General features: G+C 61.1%; 17 protein-coding genes. 7 read left to right on the plus strand and 10 right to left on the minus strand.

Features of this window, described 5'->3' with window-relative positions; genetic code table 11:
• Positions 1-12: 12 nt before the first annotated feature.
• Positions 13-906 carry a LysR family transcriptional regulator gene (locus C9411_RS24315; RefSeq protein WP_063990634.1) on the minus strand — a complete coding sequence of 298 codons (894 nt, stop codon included), beginning with the start codon at positions 904-906 and terminating at the stop codon, positions 13-15.
• A gap of 105 nt (positions 907-1,011) precedes the next feature.
• Between C9411_RS24315 and C9411_RS24320 the strand changes: the two genes are divergently transcribed.
• The 4 genes from C9411_RS24320 to C9411_RS24335 all read left to right on the plus strand — a co-directional run bounded on the left by C9411_RS24320 (position 1,012) and on the right by C9411_RS24335 (position 2,663).
• A complete protein-coding gene (locus C9411_RS24320) occupies positions 1,012-1,752 on the plus strand; it encodes an SDR family oxidoreductase (protein WP_107228092.1) in 741 nt (246 codons plus the stop codon).
• Between the two features lie 64 nt (positions 1,753-1,816).
• Positions 1,817-2,011, plus strand: a complete 195-nt coding sequence (locus C9411_RS24325) for a DUF1289 domain-containing protein (RefSeq protein ID WP_107228093.1) — start codon at positions 1,817-1,819, stop codon at positions 2,009-2,011.
• Between the two features lie 77 nt (positions 2,012-2,088).
• The gene (locus C9411_RS24330; protein WP_107228094.1) at positions 2,089-2,376 is read left to right on the plus strand and encodes a CopG family ribbon-helix-helix protein; all 288 of its coding nucleotides are present in this window, start codon (positions 2,089-2,091) and stop codon (positions 2,374-2,376) included.
• On the plus strand, positions 2,376-2,663 hold the full coding sequence (locus C9411_RS24335; RefSeq protein ID WP_107228095.1) for a type II toxin-antitoxin system RelE/ParE family toxin: 288 nt from the start codon (positions 2,376-2,378) through the stop codon (positions 2,661-2,663). The genes C9411_RS24330 and C9411_RS24335 overlap by 1 nt, the downstream gene beginning before the upstream one ends.
• Before the next feature lie 43 nt (positions 2,664-2,706).
• Here the strand turns inward: C9411_RS24335 and nrdF are convergent, their stop codons facing one another.
• The 5 genes from nrdF to C9411_RS24360 all read right to left on the minus strand — a co-directional run bounded on the left by nrdF (position 2,707) and on the right by C9411_RS24360 (position 7,161).
• Positions 2,707-3,678, minus strand: a complete 972-nt coding sequence (gene nrdF / locus C9411_RS24340) for a class 1b ribonucleoside-diphosphate reductase subunit beta (protein ID WP_025303987.1) — start codon at positions 3,676-3,678, stop codon at positions 2,707-2,709.
• An 8-nt stretch (positions 3,679-3,686) separates the two neighbouring features.
• Positions 3,687-5,831 (minus strand): class 1b ribonucleoside-diphosphate reductase subunit alpha, encoded by a 2,145-nt coding sequence (nrdE, locus tag C9411_RS24345; protein WP_074181253.1) that lies wholly within the window; start codon positions 5,829-5,831, stop codon positions 3,687-3,689.
• The gene (gene nrdI, locus C9411_RS24350; protein ID WP_004928930.1) at positions 5,813-6,217 is read right to left on the minus strand and encodes a class Ib ribonucleoside-diphosphate reductase assembly flavoprotein NrdI; all 405 of its coding nucleotides are present in this window, start codon (positions 6,215-6,217) and stop codon (positions 5,813-5,815) included. The genes nrdE and nrdI overlap by 19 nt, the downstream gene beginning before the upstream one ends.
• A 9-nt stretch (positions 6,218-6,226) precedes the next feature.
• Complete coding sequence (gene nrdH / locus C9411_RS24355) at positions 6,227-6,457, minus strand: glutaredoxin-like protein NrdH (RefSeq protein WP_004928934.1); 231 nt, start codon at positions 6,455-6,457, stop codon at positions 6,227-6,229.
• A 272-nt stretch (positions 6,458-6,729) separates the two neighbouring features.
• Positions 6,730-7,161: a carboxymuconolactone decarboxylase family protein gene (locus tag C9411_RS24360; protein WP_107228096.1), complete on the minus strand. Its 432-nt coding sequence runs from the start codon at positions 7,159-7,161 to the stop codon at positions 6,730-6,732.
• 95 nt (positions 7,162-7,256) lie between these two features.
• Between C9411_RS24360 and C9411_RS24365 the strand changes: the two genes are divergently transcribed.
• Complete coding sequence (locus C9411_RS24365; protein WP_107228097.1) at positions 7,257-8,690, plus strand: PLP-dependent aminotransferase family protein; 1,434 nt, start codon at positions 7,257-7,259, stop codon at positions 8,688-8,690.
• Positions 8,691-8,751: 61 nt separating this feature from the next.
• On the opposite strand, the gene C9411_RS24370 is transcribed toward C9411_RS24365, so the two are convergent.
• Positions 8,752-9,060, minus strand: a complete 309-nt coding sequence (locus C9411_RS24370; RefSeq protein ID WP_004928950.1) for a YqjD family protein — start codon at positions 9,058-9,060, stop codon at positions 8,752-8,754.
• A gap of 229 nt (positions 9,061-9,289) precedes the next feature.
• Here C9411_RS24370 and asr point away from each other — a divergent pair, with 229 nt between their 5' ends.
• Entirely contained in the window at positions 9,290-9,640 is a 351-nt protein-coding gene (gene asr / locus C9411_RS24375; protein WP_004928953.1) for an acid resistance repetitive basic protein Asr, read from the plus strand.
• Positions 9,641-9,835: 195 nt separating this feature from the next.
• Here asr and C9411_RS24380 read toward each other — a convergent pair whose 3' ends face one another.
• Together C9411_RS24380 and C9411_RS24385 are read right to left on the minus strand one after the other, a co-directional pair.
• Entirely contained in the window at positions 9,836-10,216 is a 381-nt protein-coding gene (locus tag C9411_RS24380) for a DUF4440 domain-containing protein (protein WP_107228098.1), read from the minus strand.
• Entirely contained in the window at positions 10,213-11,595 is a 1,383-nt protein-coding gene (locus C9411_RS24385; RefSeq protein ID WP_063990628.1) for an MFS transporter, read from the minus strand. Before C9411_RS24385 ends, C9411_RS24380 begins: the two co-directional genes overlap by 4 nt.
• Before the next feature lie 105 nt (positions 11,596-11,700).
• Between C9411_RS24385 and C9411_RS24390 the strand changes: the two genes are divergently transcribed.
• Positions 11,701-12,597 (plus strand): LysR family transcriptional regulator, encoded by an 897-nt coding sequence (locus C9411_RS24390; RefSeq protein WP_063990627.1) that lies wholly within the window; start codon positions 11,701-11,703, stop codon positions 12,595-12,597.
• Here C9411_RS24390 and C9411_RS24395 read toward each other — a convergent pair.
• The gene (locus C9411_RS24395; RefSeq protein ID WP_063990626.1) at positions 12,557-13,597 is read right to left on the minus strand and encodes a prolyl oligopeptidase family serine peptidase; all 1,041 of its coding nucleotides are present in this window, start codon (positions 13,595-13,597) and stop codon (positions 12,557-12,559) included. The two genes, C9411_RS24390 and C9411_RS24395, sit on opposite strands and share 41 nt — an antisense overlap.
• Positions 13,598-13,714: the final 117 nt, after the last annotated feature.

Raw genomic sequence — 13,714 nt, forward strand, 5'->3', positions numbered from 1 at the left:
CGCACTCGGTCGCTACCGGTTCCGCTCGGCGAACACCCGGCTGAACCAATCGAGAAACACGCGCACCCGCGGCGACAGCTGGCGGTTACGCGGATAAAGCAGCGAGACCGGCATCGGTGGAGAAGGCCAATCCGGCAGCAGCGGCAACAGGCTGCCGTCGGCCAGATCGCCGCGCAGGTGATAGCGCGGCACCTGAATGATGCCCAACCCGGCGCGGGCGGCGGCGACCAGGCTCTCCGCCGCGTTGACCGACACCGTTGCCGGCAGCGTGATGGGCTGCGCTTGCCCCGCCACCGTGAACGCCAGTGGCATCAGCGCGCCGGTCGCCGAAGAGCGAAAGCCCACCATGCGGTGATGGCGCAGATCGTCCAGGTTTTGCGGCGTGCCGAAGCGCTGCAGGTAGGCCGGGGCGGCACAGGTCACCTCTTCCAGCTCGCCCAGGCGGCGCGCCACCATGTCGCTGTCCCGCAGTTTGCCGACGCGCACCACGCAGTCGATGCCTTCCCGCAGCGCGTCCACCAGCCGATCGCCTTCGCTCATAGAGAGTTCGATATCCGGGTATTGCGCCAAGAAATCAGGCAAATCGGGCAACAAAAAATGGCGCGCCAGCGTGCCGTGCACCTCGATGCGCAGCAGCCCGCGTGGTTTGGCGCCGGCGAACGCCATCTCCGCCTCTTCGATGTCCGCCAGAATGCTCAGACAGCGCTGATAGTAGGCTTCGCCGTCCAGCGTCGGGCTGACGTGGCGGGTGGTGCGCTGTAGCAGCCTGACTTGCAGCCGGGCTTCGAGCTGTTTGATGGCGTCGGTCACGGTGGAGCGCGGCAGGTTAAGATCCTGCGCCGCTTGGGTAAAGCTACGCTGTTCCACCACGCGGGTGAACAGGCGCATGGCATCGATCCTGTCCATGATAATTGTTCGCTTATTTCGGATTGTGATGTCGAAGAATAGGGGATTATTCGACACGGCGAAAGGTGCATGATGACGGTACATTAACCCGATGAGGAGATATTCATGAATCACGCTACTCAACGCGTCGCCATCGTCACCGGCGCATCGCGCGGCATCGGCGCCGCCATCGCCGAGCGTCTGGCCGCCGACGGTTTTACCGTCATCATTAACTATTCAGGCAACCCGGCGCCGGCCGATGAGCTGGTGCGCAAGATAGAACAGGCGGGCGGCCGCGCGCTCGGCGCCAAAGCCGACGTCAGCGATGCGGCTGCGGTTTCCCGATTGTTCGACAGCGCCGAACAGGCGTTTGGCGGCGTCGACGTGCTGATCAACAACGCCGGGGTGATCGCGCTGGCGCCGGTGGCGGACATGCGTGATGAAGATGCGGATCGTCTGATCGACATCAACCTGAAAGGCAGCTTCAACACGATGCGTGAAGCGGCGAAACGCCTGCGGGATAACGGCCGCATCATCAACTTCTCCTCCAGCGTAGTCGGGCTGCTGCAGCCGGGGTACGGCATGTACGCCGCCAGCAAGGCGGCGATAGAAGCGTTGACCAGCGTGCTGGCAAAAGAGCTGCGCGGCCGCAATATCACGGTGAACGCCGTCGCGCCGGGGCCGACCGCCACCGGGCTGTTCCTCGATGGCAAAACGCCGGAGCTGATCGAGCGGCTGGCGAAGATGGCGCCGCTGGAGCGGCTGGGCACGCCGGACGATATCGCTGCGGCGGTGGCCTTCCTCGCCGGGGCCGACGGCGGCTGGATCAACGGCCAAACCCTGCGCGCCAACGGCGGCATCATCTGATTGACGACGCGCCGCCGCCGGATCGGGTATCCTGTGGCGGCACACATCACATCAAGGGCGGTTTATGGCGGGTGACAATCAGCAATTCCAGCACGGCGTGAGATCGCCCTGCGTCAGCCTGTGCCGCATCGACGACGAAACCCAGCAGTGCCGGGGATGCCGGCGCACGCGGGCGGAGATCGCTGCCTGGCCGACCGCCGGTGACGCGGAGAAAAGCGCTATTTGGCGGCGGCTTGAGCTGCGTCAGTGGGTGAAATAATCCCCAGCATCATTGCGCTGCCAGACTCCATGTAGCACAATTGAGCTACATGTGATTGACCGACGTTGGGAGCGATTATGTCGACGACGACCATCCGTATTCCAGATGAGCTTAAAGCCCGAGTCGCCGCCGTCGCCGAGCAGGCTGGCGTGACGTCTCACAGCTTTATTTTGCAGGCAATAGCGGAGAAAACGCAGCAAGAAGAGCTGCGCCGCGGCTTTGAGAATGAAGCGGAAAAACGCTATGCCAAGATAATTGCGACGGGAGAGACTGTCTCTTGGAAAGAGATGCGCGGTTATTTGGAAAACTACGCAGCGGGTAACACCGAAGCGGTTAAACCTCCGGTTAAAAAATTGGGGCGCTGATGGCAAATGTCGAGTTGGCGCCAGAGGTCAGGGATGATATCGAACGTATTCTCGCTCATTTGGCTCAGTATGGTGCCGCGGATTCAGGGCGGCGCATTCAGGAAATCATCCAGGCGATTGCGGTATTGGAACATAATCCATTGCTCGGACGAGCCCTTGGCGCAGGACTGCGTGAATTGATTATTGGGCAGCAGGCTCGCGGTTATTTGGCGCTCTACAAATATATCCCTGATATCGATACGGCGTTTGTTCTGGCGATCCGTAGTCAGAAAGAACAAGGGTATTAAATGCACGATACCGGCCTGAAAGACCGGTATCGTTGTCATGTCCTCAGAAATCCCAGTCCTCATCCTCGGTGTTGACCGCCTTGCCGATAACGTAAGATGAACCTGAACCGGAGAAGAAGTCGTGGTTTTCATCGGCGTTCGGCGACAATGCCGACAGGATCGCCGGGTTGACCTCCGCCATTGCCGGTGGGAACAGCGCCTCATACCCCAGATTCATCAGCGCCTTGTTGGCGTTGTAGTGCAGGAAGGTCTTCACGTCTTCCGTCCAGCCGACGCCGTCGTACAGCTCCTCGGTGTAACGCACCTCGTTATCGTACAGATCCTGCATCAGATCGAAGGCAAAGTTTTTCACCTGCTGGCGCCGTGCGGCGTCCACTTTCTCCAGCCCTTTCTGGAATTTATAGCCGATATAGTAGCCATGCACCGCCTCGTCGCGGATGATCAGGCGGATCAGATCGGCGGTGTTGGTCAGCTTGGCGCGGCTCGACCAGTACATCGGCAGATAAAAGCCCGAATAGAACAGGAACGACTCGAGGAACACGCTGGCGACCTTCTTCAGCAGCGGATCGTCGCTGCGGTAGTGCGCCAGAATGATGCCGGCTTTCTTTTGCAGTGCACGGTTTTCCTCGCTCCAGCGGTAGGCGTCGTCCACGTCCGGCGTTTGGCACAGGGTGGAGAAAATTGAGCTGTACGAACGGGCGTGCACCGCCTCCATAAAGCTGATGTTGGAGTACACCGCCTCTTCGTGCGGCGTCAGCGCATCGGCTATCAGGGCCGGCGCACCGACGGTGTTCTGGATGGTGTCCAGCAGCGTCAGCCCGGTAAACACCCGAATGGTCAGCTGCTGTTCCTTTGGCGTCAGCGTGGCCCAAGAGGGGATATCGTTGGACAGCGGCACCTTCTCCGGCAGCCAGAAGTTGGAGGTCAGGCGGTTCCACACCTCCAGATCCTTGTCGTCTTCGATGATGTTCCAGTTGATGGCGCGCACCAGCGGCGCCGATGTTAGGGTCGTCATAAGTTGCCTCACAGCGCGCAGGACACGCAGCCCTGCACCTCGGTGCCTTCCAGCGCCATTTGGCGCAGGCGGATGTAGTAGATAGTCTTGATGCCTTTGCGCCAGGCGTAGATCTGCGCACGGTTGATGTCGCGGGTGGTGGCGGTATCGCGGAAGAACAGCGTCAGCGACAGCCCTTGATCGACGTGTTGCGTAGCGGCGGCGTAGGTATCGATGATCTTTTCCGGACCAATCTCGTAGGCATCCTGGTAATACGCCAGGTTGTCGTTGGTCATGTAGGGCGCCGGATAGTAAACGCGGCCGATCTTGCCTTCCTTGCGGATCTCGATGCGCGAGACGATCGGATGGATGCTGGAGGTGGCGTTGTTGATGTACGAGATGGAACCGGTCGGCGGCACCGCCTGCAGGTTCTGATTGTACAGCCCGTGCATCATCACCGACTGGCGCAGCGCGCGCCACTCGTCGCGGCCCGGAATGGCGATGCCGGCGGCGGCGAACAGCTCGCGCACCCGCTCGGTCTGCGGCAGCCAGTCGCGTTCGGTGTACTTGTCGAAGTACTCGCCGCTGGCATAGCGGGAGTGCTCAAAGCCGTCGAAGGCGCCGCCACGTTCTATCGCCAGCCGGTTCGAGGCGCGGAGGGCGTGATAGGCCACGGTATAGAAATAGAGGTTGGTGAAGTCGATGCCTTCTTCCGAGCCGTAGAAAATGCGCTCGCGCGCCAGGTAACCGTGCAGGTTCATCTGGCCCAGGCCAATGGCGCGGGCGCTGCGGTTGCCCTCGGCTATTGACGGCACCGAGCGGATATCGCTCATGTCGGCCACCGCGGTCAGCGCGCGGATCGCGGTTTCAATCGCCTTGCCGAAGTCCGGCGCGTCCATGGTTTTGGCGATGTTCAGCGAGCCGAGGTTGCAGGAGATGTCCTTGCCGATGCGATCGTAGCTCAGATCCTCGTGATACGTGCTGGCGCGGTTAACCTGCAGGATCTCCGAACACAGGTTGCTCATGTTGATCCGCCCGGCGATCGGGTTCTCCCGGTTGACCGTGTCCTCAAACATCACGTAGGGGTAGCCGGATTCGAACTGGATCTCCGCCAGCACCTGGAAGAACTCGCGCGCGTTGATGCGCGATTTGCGGATGCGCTTGTCGTCCACCATCTCGCGATATTTCTCGCTAACGGCAATCTCCGAAAACGGCACGCCGTACACCCGTTCGACGTCGTAGGGCGAAAACAGGTACATCTCTTCGTTGTTCTTCGCCAGCTCGAAGGTGATATCCGGGATCACCACCCCCAGCGACAGCGTTTTGATGCGGATCTTCTCGTCGGCGTTTTCCCGCTTGGTGTCGAGGAAACGCAGAATGTCCGGGTGGTGGGCGTTGAGATACACCGCGCCGGCCCCCTGGCGCGCGCCGAGCTGGTTGGCGTAGGAGAAGGCGTCTTCGAGCATTTTCATGATCGGAATGACGCCGGAGGACTGGTTCTCGATGCGCTTTATCGGCGCGCCCACCTCGCGAATATTGCTCAGCAGGAAGGCCACGCCGCCGCCGCGTTTCGACAGCTGCAGCGCGGAGTTCACCGCCCGGCCGATCGATTCCATATTGTCTTCGATGCGCAGCAGGAAGCAGGAGACCAGCTCACCGCGCTGGCGTTTGCCGCAGTTGAGGAAAGTCGGCGTGGCCGGCTGGAAGCGGCCCGAAATCATCTCCTCCACCAGATCCTGCGCCAGCCCGGTGTCGCCCGCCGCCAGCGTCAGCGCCACCATGCATACCCGATCTTCGTAGCGCTCCAGATAGCGTTTGCCGTCGAAGGTTTTCAGCGTATAGCTGGTGTAGTACTTGAAGGCGCCGAGGAAGGTCTCGAAGCGGAATTTTTTGGCATAGGCCTGCTGGAACAGCTGCTTGATAAACGGAAATTCGTACTGCGCCAGCACCTGCGGCTCGTAGTAGCCTTCCTCCACCAGATAGCGCAGCTTTTCCTCCAGGTTATGGAAGAACACGGTGTTTTGGTTGACGTGCTGCAGGAAGTAGTGCCGCGCCGCCAGCCGATCTTTATCGAACTGGATCCGGCCTTCCGCATCGTAAAGATTGAGCATCGCGTTGAGCGAATGGTAATCCAGCGCGCCCGTCTCGGGCCTGGTCAATTCTGTCGTTGCCAAAATGCGGTTACTCCCTGTCTAACGTTTTCAACGTCTTGCGTCGTGCCGAGCAGCTCGAAGCGGTACAAAAAAGGCACCTGGCATTTTTTGGCGATGATGTCGCCGGCGATGCCGTACGCTGCGCCGAAGTTGGTGTTCCCGGCGGCGATGACGCCGCGCAGGTATGAACGGTTTTGCGGAACGTTGAGAAAGCGGATCACCTGGATCGGCACCGCGCCGACGGCGCTGCCGCCGCCATAGCTGGGCACGATCAAGATATAGGGTTGCTCCATCAGCAGCTTGCTGCGGGCGCCGGCGATCGGAATGCGGATCGCCGGCAGGCCCAGTTTCTCAACGAACCGATGGGTGTTCTCCGAGCTGCTGGAGAAATAGACCAGCGGATTCATCGGCGGGCCTCAGCAGGTGAGCGCCAGCGCGCCGATCTTGTCCGGCCGGAAACCGGACCAGTGATCGTCACCGGCGATAATTACCGGAACTTGCTGATAACCTAAGGATTTAACGTGGTTCAGCGCCTGCTGATCCTGGGTGAGATCGATCACCTGATAATCAATCCCCTGTTTATCAAATGCACGATAGGTGGCGTTGCACTGGACACAGTCCGGCTTACTGTAAATAATAATGCTCATGATTCGCATTTACCTTTAGGCTGAAGGAAAGGCGGACAAGTCAGATAACGGAGCATCGTTCCTGGCGTTTCTGACGGCGTTATCAACCGAACGACATTCCCTGCGGCTGACCCATAAAATACTATATGTTGATATTTGTTTTATCAACCACGCTATATATGGTGTTTTGTAAGGTTGGGGGCGCAGGCCGCGTCGGGGCTGGAAAAGGCGAGGGAAAAAATTTTTGCGGGTGTGGAATTCCCCCTCTCAGTCAAGAGGGGGAGGCGAGCGTATTACTGGCGCATGCTGACAGCCAGCCGGTTGAAGGCGTTCATGATGCTGATGGTGAAGGTCAGATCGGCGATCTCGACGTCGCTGAAGTGCGCCTTCAGCGCCTCGAAAGCGCTGTCCGGCGCACCGGTGGCGGCGATCAGCGTCACCGACTCGGCCCATTCCAGCGCGGCGCGTTCGCGCTCGCTGAATTCATGGCTGACGCGCCAGCCCGCCAGCGTATCCAGCTTGGCATGGCTGAAGCCACTTTCGCGCAGCGCTTTGCCGTGCATATCCAGGCAGTAGGCGCAGCCGTTGATCTGCGAAACGCGCATAAACATCAATTCGATGGTCGCCTTGTCCAGGGCGCCTTTCTCCAGCGCCATCAGCGCGCTCACCATATTTTTGTACGGGGCGGGCGCCAGCTCGGCATAGTTCAAACGTTGCTTAATCATGGTCAACCTCAATCGGTAGTAACGAAATTATGGCGCTACTTTAGCGGCCTTATGGTCTATGCTATAGGGCCATAAAATGATTATTTAACCGGGCCATGATGCCATCTTTCCTGACTTCGCTGCGGCTGGACAGCCGGCTCGCCGAGCCGCTGTACCGGCAGATTTACCAGCGGATTAAAGACGCCATTACCCAGGGCAGCCTGGCGGCGGGCAGCCGGTTGCCCTCAGTGCGCGGGTTGGCGAGCGATCTGGGCGTGGCGCGCGCCACGGTGGAAAGCGCCTACGCGCAACTTATCGCCGAAGGTTTTTTGCAGAGTCGCGGGCAGGCGGGCACCTATGTCTCGCCACAGTTGCCGCACATGCCGTCGGGCGCGGTATCCGCTGCGCCACTGCTGGCGGCGATGGCGCCCGATCCGCTGCAACCGCAGGGTATGCTGCAGCCTTTCCAACTGGGGCTACCGGCGCTGGATGCGTTTCCACGGGCGTTATGGCAGCGCATTGTCGCCCGTCAGCTGCGCGGTTCCACGGTGGCTTCTCTGGCGCTGCCGCCGGCCGGCGGCCTGCCTGAGCTGCGTGAGGCGATCGCCCATTATCTGCATTTGTCGCGCGGCATCAGCTGCCGGCCGGAGCAGGTTTTCCTCTGTGCCGGTTATCCGGCGCTGTTGGACTGGGTGGTGGAGACGCTGTTGCACGCCGGCGATGCGGTATGGATCGAAGATCCCGGCTATCCGGTTACGCGCCCGCTGCTGCGGGCCGCCGGCGTCAGGCCGGTCGCCGTGCCGGTGGATGAACAAGGCATGGACGTGGCCGCCGGTATGCTGACGGCGCCTGAGGCGCGGCTGGCGGTGGTGACGCCGACCCATCAAAGCCCGCTCGGCGTCTCGCTCAGCCTGGCGCGGCGCATGGCGCTGCTCGACTGGGCACAGCAGCGCGGGGCCTGGATCCTCGAGGATGACTACGACAGCGAGTTTCGCTACCACGGGCGGCCACTGCCGCCGCTGAAAAGCCTCGATGTTCAGGGGCGGGTGCTGTACGCCGGCACCTTCAGCAAAACGCTGTTCCCGGCGCTGCGCATGGCTTATCTGGTGGTGCCCGTCGGTCTGACGGAGGCATTCGCGCGCAGCAGTCGGCTGCGCGGCTGCGGGTGCCCGCCGCTGCTGCAGGCCGGCGTGGCGGATTTTATCCGACAAGGGCATTTCTACCGCCACCTGAAACGCATGCGGCCGCTGTACCGTCAGCGGCGCGAGTGGTTGACGCAGGCGCTGGAACGGCAACTGGGGGCGTGGCTGACGACGGTGCCGCAACAGGGCGGCATTCAGCTGTTGGCCCGGCTGCGCGACGGCGTGGCGGATGCGCCGTTGGCGGCGCAAGCCTGGCAGCAGGGGCTGGCGGCGCAGGCGTTGTCGGACTGGCGAATCGACCATCCGGTGGGGCAAGGGTTACTGCTGGGGTTCGCCAATTTCAGCCGGCGAGAGGAGACGGAGCGGGCGGTGCAGGGGCTGGCGCAGCTGTTCAAACGCCTAAATTAAACGGCCCGCGATTTCCGCGGGCCAGACGCACATCTGTTTTATCTTTATGACTGCAGGGGTGTTAACGCCGGGCCAGCAGCACGCCGAGCACGATGCCGACGGCGGCACCGATCCCTACGCCCTGCCAAGGTTTGTCACGCACGTAGCTGTCGGCTTGATCGACCGCGTCGCGCGCATGCTGTGTCAGACTGGTGGAGCCATTGAACCGCGCCCGGGCGTCGCGCAGCACGCCTTTCGCCTTGCTGTGCAGCTCTTTCAGTTCCTCTTTGGTCTTGTCACCGGACTCGCGCAACACTTCATCCAGCGTATCGGCCAACAGAGTGACGTCCTGATCGATATCGCGTTCTGTTCTTTCCGCTTTCTTAAACATTCAGCTCTCCATTTCGACACATGTCTTTTAAGTGTAGACCATGTCGAGAATTGTGTGGCCGATCACGGAAAAAAACCGCCGTCACGCAGGTGTTTGCCGGCGTCTGGGCTTTGTACATTTGGTTACTCGGCGAAACCAATCACTCACGGAAGCGGCAGTTTGATTCCACTAGTATCTGTTTCAACGGCTCCACCGGAGCTTACCGAAACAACACTCTGAGGATTTAAAGATGAAAAAAGTATTAGCGCTGATCGTTGCTGCCACTATGGGTCTGTCTTCTGTTGCTTTCGCTGCTGATACTGCAGCTACTGCTCCGGCTACCACCACCGCGCCAGCTGCGACCACCACTACCGCTGCGCCAGCGGCTGCTGCTGAAAAAGCGCCAGCTAAAGCAACGCACCACAAGAAAGCTAAGCACCACAAAAAAGCGCCAGCCCAGAAAGCTCAGGCCGCTAAAAAGCACCACAAAAAAGCGCCAGCTCAGAAAGCCCAGGCTGCTAAAAAACACCACAAAAAAGCGCCAGTGCAGAAAGCTCAGGCCGCTAAAAAACACCACAAAAAAGCCGGTAAAAAAGCTTAATTAAGTGATGGTTGCGGAACCGAAAGGTTCCGCACTCTCCAGCCCGTACTCCAGACACCCGGTTCTTCCGGGTGTCTTCTTTTGAGGCGACGAACGATGATCAATCGCTATCTGTTTGAAGTCATTTTCAGTGCGGTAACCCTGTGCGGAGCGATCGTCGGTTGGGAACTGTTTTTGGCCGGCAGCTTTCTGTAATTATTGCACCGCGGCAGTTTCGTGCAAATGCCGCCAGCCGAGCGCGTTGGGCAGACGTTCAAAGACCACCGTGGAATAGCGCAGCGTGGCGCTTTGCCCCGGCAGGCTCTGTTTTTCCCGGTAGCTGACTACCGCGCCCGTCGGCCATTCGGCCACCAGCCTCATCTCTTCTATCACGATTTCCAATCCCGGTTTGGCGGCGCGATGCGCGCGGAAAAAGGCGCACAGCACGGCGAAATCCAGCGGAGCGCCGTTCAGCGCGATCATACTGAAATCCGGCGTAAAGCGCGCCAGCAACGCCTGCTCTTCTCCGGCCCCTTTGCCCAGCCAGCGTTCAATGGCGATGTGGGCGTCGATCACTTCGGTAAAATACGGGTTCATAAAGCATCCTGTTGAGCGTTGAGTTGGCGCACGATGGCGCGGTTAGCGAGGCGCAGGCACAGCAACAGCGGGATAAATACGCTGGCGCCCGCCAGAATGAAGCAGGTTCGGTAGGCCGCTGCGGGCGGCAACACGGTCAGCAGCAGATTCAGCAACAGGCTGAGCAGCGCCACGCCGAGGCAAAAACTGAGTTGGCGGTTGATGTTCCACAGCGCACTGGCGTCCGCCAGCTGAGCGTCGGGGATCTGCAGGAACGCGCTGCTCTGCGCGGTGCTGCTGCACAGGCTGCCGCCAAACCCCATCAGGGCGAAGGCGGCGATCTGCAACGCGTACTGCCCGGCCTGATCGATCTGCGCCAGCGTCAGCATGCCGGCACCTTGCAACAGGCAGCCGGCAATCAGCAGCGGCTGCGGGCCGAGGCGGTTAAAGGTTTTGCCGGTCAGCGTGATGGCCAGGAACGACGCCAGCGCCCAGGGCAGCATCAGGCCGCCGACCTGTGCGGCGGGCATCCCCAGTTGGTTTTGCAGATACAGCATCGCCACCAGGCTGACGCCGATGAACAGGCCGGGAATGCACAAATAAACCGCCATGGCGTTGCGCAGCAGCGGATCGCCGACCAGCCGCAGGTTCAACAGCGGCTGTGGGGCGCGCAGGCTATGACGCAGATAGTACGCCAGCACCAGCAAGCCGGCGGCCAGCAGCGCCGCGCCGGAAGCCTGATGACCGGCCTCGCTCAGCCGGGTCAGGCCGAGCAGCAGCAGCGTCAACGCCGCGCAGGCGCTCAGCAGCCCTTTGCCGTCGAGCGGTTTACGCACCGCCGTCGACGTTTCCGCGCGCAGCCACAGGGCCGCCAGCGCCAGGGCCAGGGCCGCCAGCGGCAGGTTGGCGAAAAACACCCAGCGCCAGTCCAGCCGATCGACGAGCCAGCCGCCCAGCGCCGGTGACAGCGCCGGCGCCAGCAGCCCCACCAGCATGATGGCCGCCGATAGCCCGGCGCGTTCATGGCTGCGGTACAGCTGGTAGGTCAGCGTTTGGCCGATGGGGATCAGCAAGCCGCCGCCCATGCCCTGCAGGGTACGCCAGCCGATCAGCGCACCGATGCTGTCGGCGTTGCCTGCGCCGAGGGTGGCCAGCATGAACAGCGTCAGCGACAGCAGAAAGACCCGCCGCCCACCGATGCGCTGCGCCAGCCAAGCGCTGAGCGGGATCACCAGCGTCAGGCCGAGAATATAGCCGTTGCTGACCCACGCCAGTTGGCTGACCGATGCCCGCATCGCCTGGCCGATGGCGGGGTAGGCGACGTTGGCGATAAACATATTGATCAGATCGACGAAAAAGCCGAGCAGATAGACGATTGCCACTTTGCTGCGATAAGACATGGTGCCTCCGGTTGAAGGCGAGCAGTGTATCGGGGGGAAAAGTGCGGATAAATCGGCGACAGGCGATTACACTGTCAAAATGATTTTGACAATAAGGGCGGCGAAATGCTGAATTTGCAGCGCCTGGCGATCTTTGCGGCGGTGGTGGAAGCGGGCAGCTTTACCGCGGCGGCGGCGGCGCTGGGGCAAACCAAGGCGGTGGTGAGTTTTAACGTCAAACAGCTGGAGAACGAGCTGGGGGTGTCACTGCTGGCGCGCAGCACCCGGCGGCTGTCGCTGACCGACGCCGGCGAACGCTTTTACCAGCGCAGCCTGCAGCTGCTGCAGGAGGCGGAAAACGTGCTGGACGACGTGCGCCGCGATCATCACGGGCTGAGCGGCGTGCTGCGCATCACCAGTACACCGGAGTACGGCGCGCAGGTGGTGGTGCCGGCGCTGGCGGCATTTTCGCGACAGCACCCGCGGCTGCGCATCCAGCATGTGTCTTCTTCTTATCACGCCGATCTGATCTCGGAGCGCTTTGACGTGGCGATCCGCCTGGGCCAACTGGCGGATTCCAGCCACCGCGCGGCGCTGATCGACAGCTTCGCCATTTTTCCGGTGGCGTCGCCGGGTTATCTGGCCGACCGACCGATTCATTCGCTGACGGATCTGGCGCAGGCGCAGTGGATCGCCCACAGCCGGCTCAGTTCACCGCTCAGCTGGCAGGTGGCCACGCCGCAGCGCGAAGCGGTGCTGTTCAAGGTCGCGGACGCTGCCACGCTCACCGGCGACAGTGCCGCGGCATTGCTGGCGTTCGCCCTGCATGGGGCCGGGGTGGCGCTGCTGCCAGCGTGGCTGGCACAGCCCGAAATCGACGCCGGCCGGCTGCAGCGGTTGCTGCCGGATCACCGTTTCCCCGAACAGAGCATCTATGCGCTTTACCCGAACACCCGCCATGTGCCGGAAAAGGTGCGGGCGTTTATCGATTTTCTGCGCGCGCGGGTAGCCAGGGGCGAATGAACGGCAATATTGCCGCCACCGTTTGCTGATGTACCCATGCACGTTGGGCAGGCGTGGTTGCGCATAGTACCTCTGCTTCCTGTTCTTCAGAGGCCAAAATTTTGCGGCCGTTGGGTTGGCAAATGGGTAAGAAATCGAAATGATTGCCGCGGGTTAATCGCTGTGCGCGGATAGGCTGTTCAGCGCCGTTAGCTGCCAGCGATGCCCCACCCAAACGCGAGCCTTTCTCGCTTGGCAGATAGTTTTGCGGTTCGATAATCAACAAGGGTGCGTTTAGGTGACGCAAACTCTCCGGCCGCAGATAGGGCACCATGCCGGGATCGAGGGCGACGGCAAAGCGGATGCGCGGGTCGGTATAATCGGCATCGAACCGATCGGCGGCGACCTGCGTCAGGTCAACCCTGGCCTGGGTATAGAACCGGCAATTGGGTGACTGCGGCCGTTGCCGGCAACCGGCGATGAAATCTGCCAGTCTGACTCTGCCGCCGATGGCCGCGATGGCGCTGTAACCGCCCTTGGAGTGGCCGACAACGCCGATGGCGTGAGGGTTGACGAGAGCAGCCCAGCGAGGGGAGGCGCCGATCGCGTCAATCAGCGCGGAGATATCTTCGGTTTGCCGCCAAAGATTGATGGACTGCGCCGGGACTGAGTCGCCGGTGGTACTGCCGGGTGAGTTGGCGGCAATCACCACCACGCCCTGGCTAACCAGCGCTGCCGCCAGCCAGGCCTGGCTGGTATTGTTCCCTCCGCTGCCGTGACTGAACACCACCAAGGGAAAGGCGCCCTTGGCCGGTGGTGCGTCAATTTGGCCGGCAATACCGGTGAATACCGGATTGGCACCGACGTTTTGTCGTGGGCCTTCGGCCTCGGTGGGATAATAAATACGGCTGGCGAGCGTGCGCGAACCCCGGGAAAACGCTTCATCATGAATGGCGATCTGATAAGGCGATGCGCTGGCCGTCGTGCACAGCAGCAGCCACAGAGACAGTAACTTTTTCATCCTCACATCCTCATTACGACAAAAGCGCAAAGGTGACATCGGCTGTGCCTCTCGGCGACCTCGATCGCGATCAAGGTCGTTAAATTATTGTTTTAACAGACTTCACGCCATACACTT

It is taken from the genome of Serratia sp. Nf2 (assembly GCF_003028435.1).
GTDB classification, from domain to species: domain Bacteria; phylum Pseudomonadota; class Gammaproteobacteria; order Enterobacterales; family Enterobacteriaceae; genus Serratia; species Serratia marcescens_L.

What these genes read in the sequence shown, in the direction of transcription:
- nrdI (WP_004928930.1), bottom strand. Translation starts at nt 6,217, where the DNA reads ATGAATCCGCTGGTCTATTTCTCCAGCAGCTCGGAGAACACCCATCGG.
- C9411_RS24390 (WP_063990627.1), top strand. Translation starts at nt 11,701, where the DNA reads ATGCTGAATTTGCAGCGCCTGGCGATCTTTGCGGCGGTGGTGGAAGCG.
- C9411_RS24380 (WP_107228098.1), bottom strand. Translation starts at nt 10,216, where the DNA reads ATGAACCCGTATTTTACCGAAGTGATCGACGCCCACATCGCCATTGAA.
- C9411_RS24370 (WP_004928950.1), bottom strand. Translation starts at nt 9,060, where the DNA reads ATGTTTAAGAAAGCGGAAAGAACAGAACGCGATATCGATCAGGACGTC.
- C9411_RS24365 (WP_107228097.1), top strand. Translation starts at nt 7,257, where the DNA reads ATGATGCCATCTTTCCTGACTTCGCTGCGGCTGGACAGCCGGCTCGCC.
- C9411_RS24335 (WP_107228095.1), top strand. Translation starts at nt 2,376, where the DNA reads ATGGCAAATGTCGAGTTGGCGCCAGAGGTCAGGGATGATATCGAACGT.
- C9411_RS24360 (WP_107228096.1), bottom strand. Translation starts at nt 7,161, where the DNA reads ATGATTAAGCAACGTTTGAACTATGCCGAGCTGGCGCCCGCCCCGTAC.
- C9411_RS24385 (WP_063990628.1), bottom strand. Translation starts at nt 11,595, where the DNA reads ATGTCTTATCGCAGCAAAGTGGCAATCGTCTATCTGCTCGGCTTTTTC.
- nrdF (WP_025303987.1), bottom strand. Translation starts at nt 3,678, where the DNA reads ATGACGACCCTAACATCGGCGCCGCTGGTGCGCGCCATCAACTGGAAC.
- nrdH (WP_004928934.1), bottom strand. Translation starts at nt 6,457, where the DNA reads ATGAGCATTATTATTTACAGTAAGCCGGACTGTGTCCAGTGCAACGCC.
- C9411_RS24395 (WP_063990626.1), bottom strand. Translation starts at nt 13,597, where the DNA reads ATGAAAAAGTTACTGTCTCTGTGGCTGCTGCTGTGCACGACGGCCAGC.
- C9411_RS24315 (WP_063990634.1), bottom strand. Translation starts at nt 906, where the DNA reads ATGGACAGGATCGATGCCATGCGCCTGTTCACCCGCGTGGTGGAACAG.
- C9411_RS24325 (WP_107228093.1), top strand. Translation starts at nt 1,817, where the DNA reads ATGGCGGGTGACAATCAGCAATTCCAGCACGGCGTGAGATCGCCCTGC.
- C9411_RS24320 (WP_107228092.1), top strand. Translation starts at nt 1,012, where the DNA reads ATGAATCACGCTACTCAACGCGTCGCCATCGTCACCGGCGCATCGCGC.
- asr (WP_004928953.1), top strand. Translation starts at nt 9,290, where the DNA reads ATGAAAAAAGTATTAGCGCTGATCGTTGCTGCCACTATGGGTCTGTCT.
- C9411_RS24330 (WP_107228094.1), top strand. Translation starts at nt 2,089, where the DNA reads ATGTCGACGACGACCATCCGTATTCCAGATGAGCTTAAAGCCCGAGTC.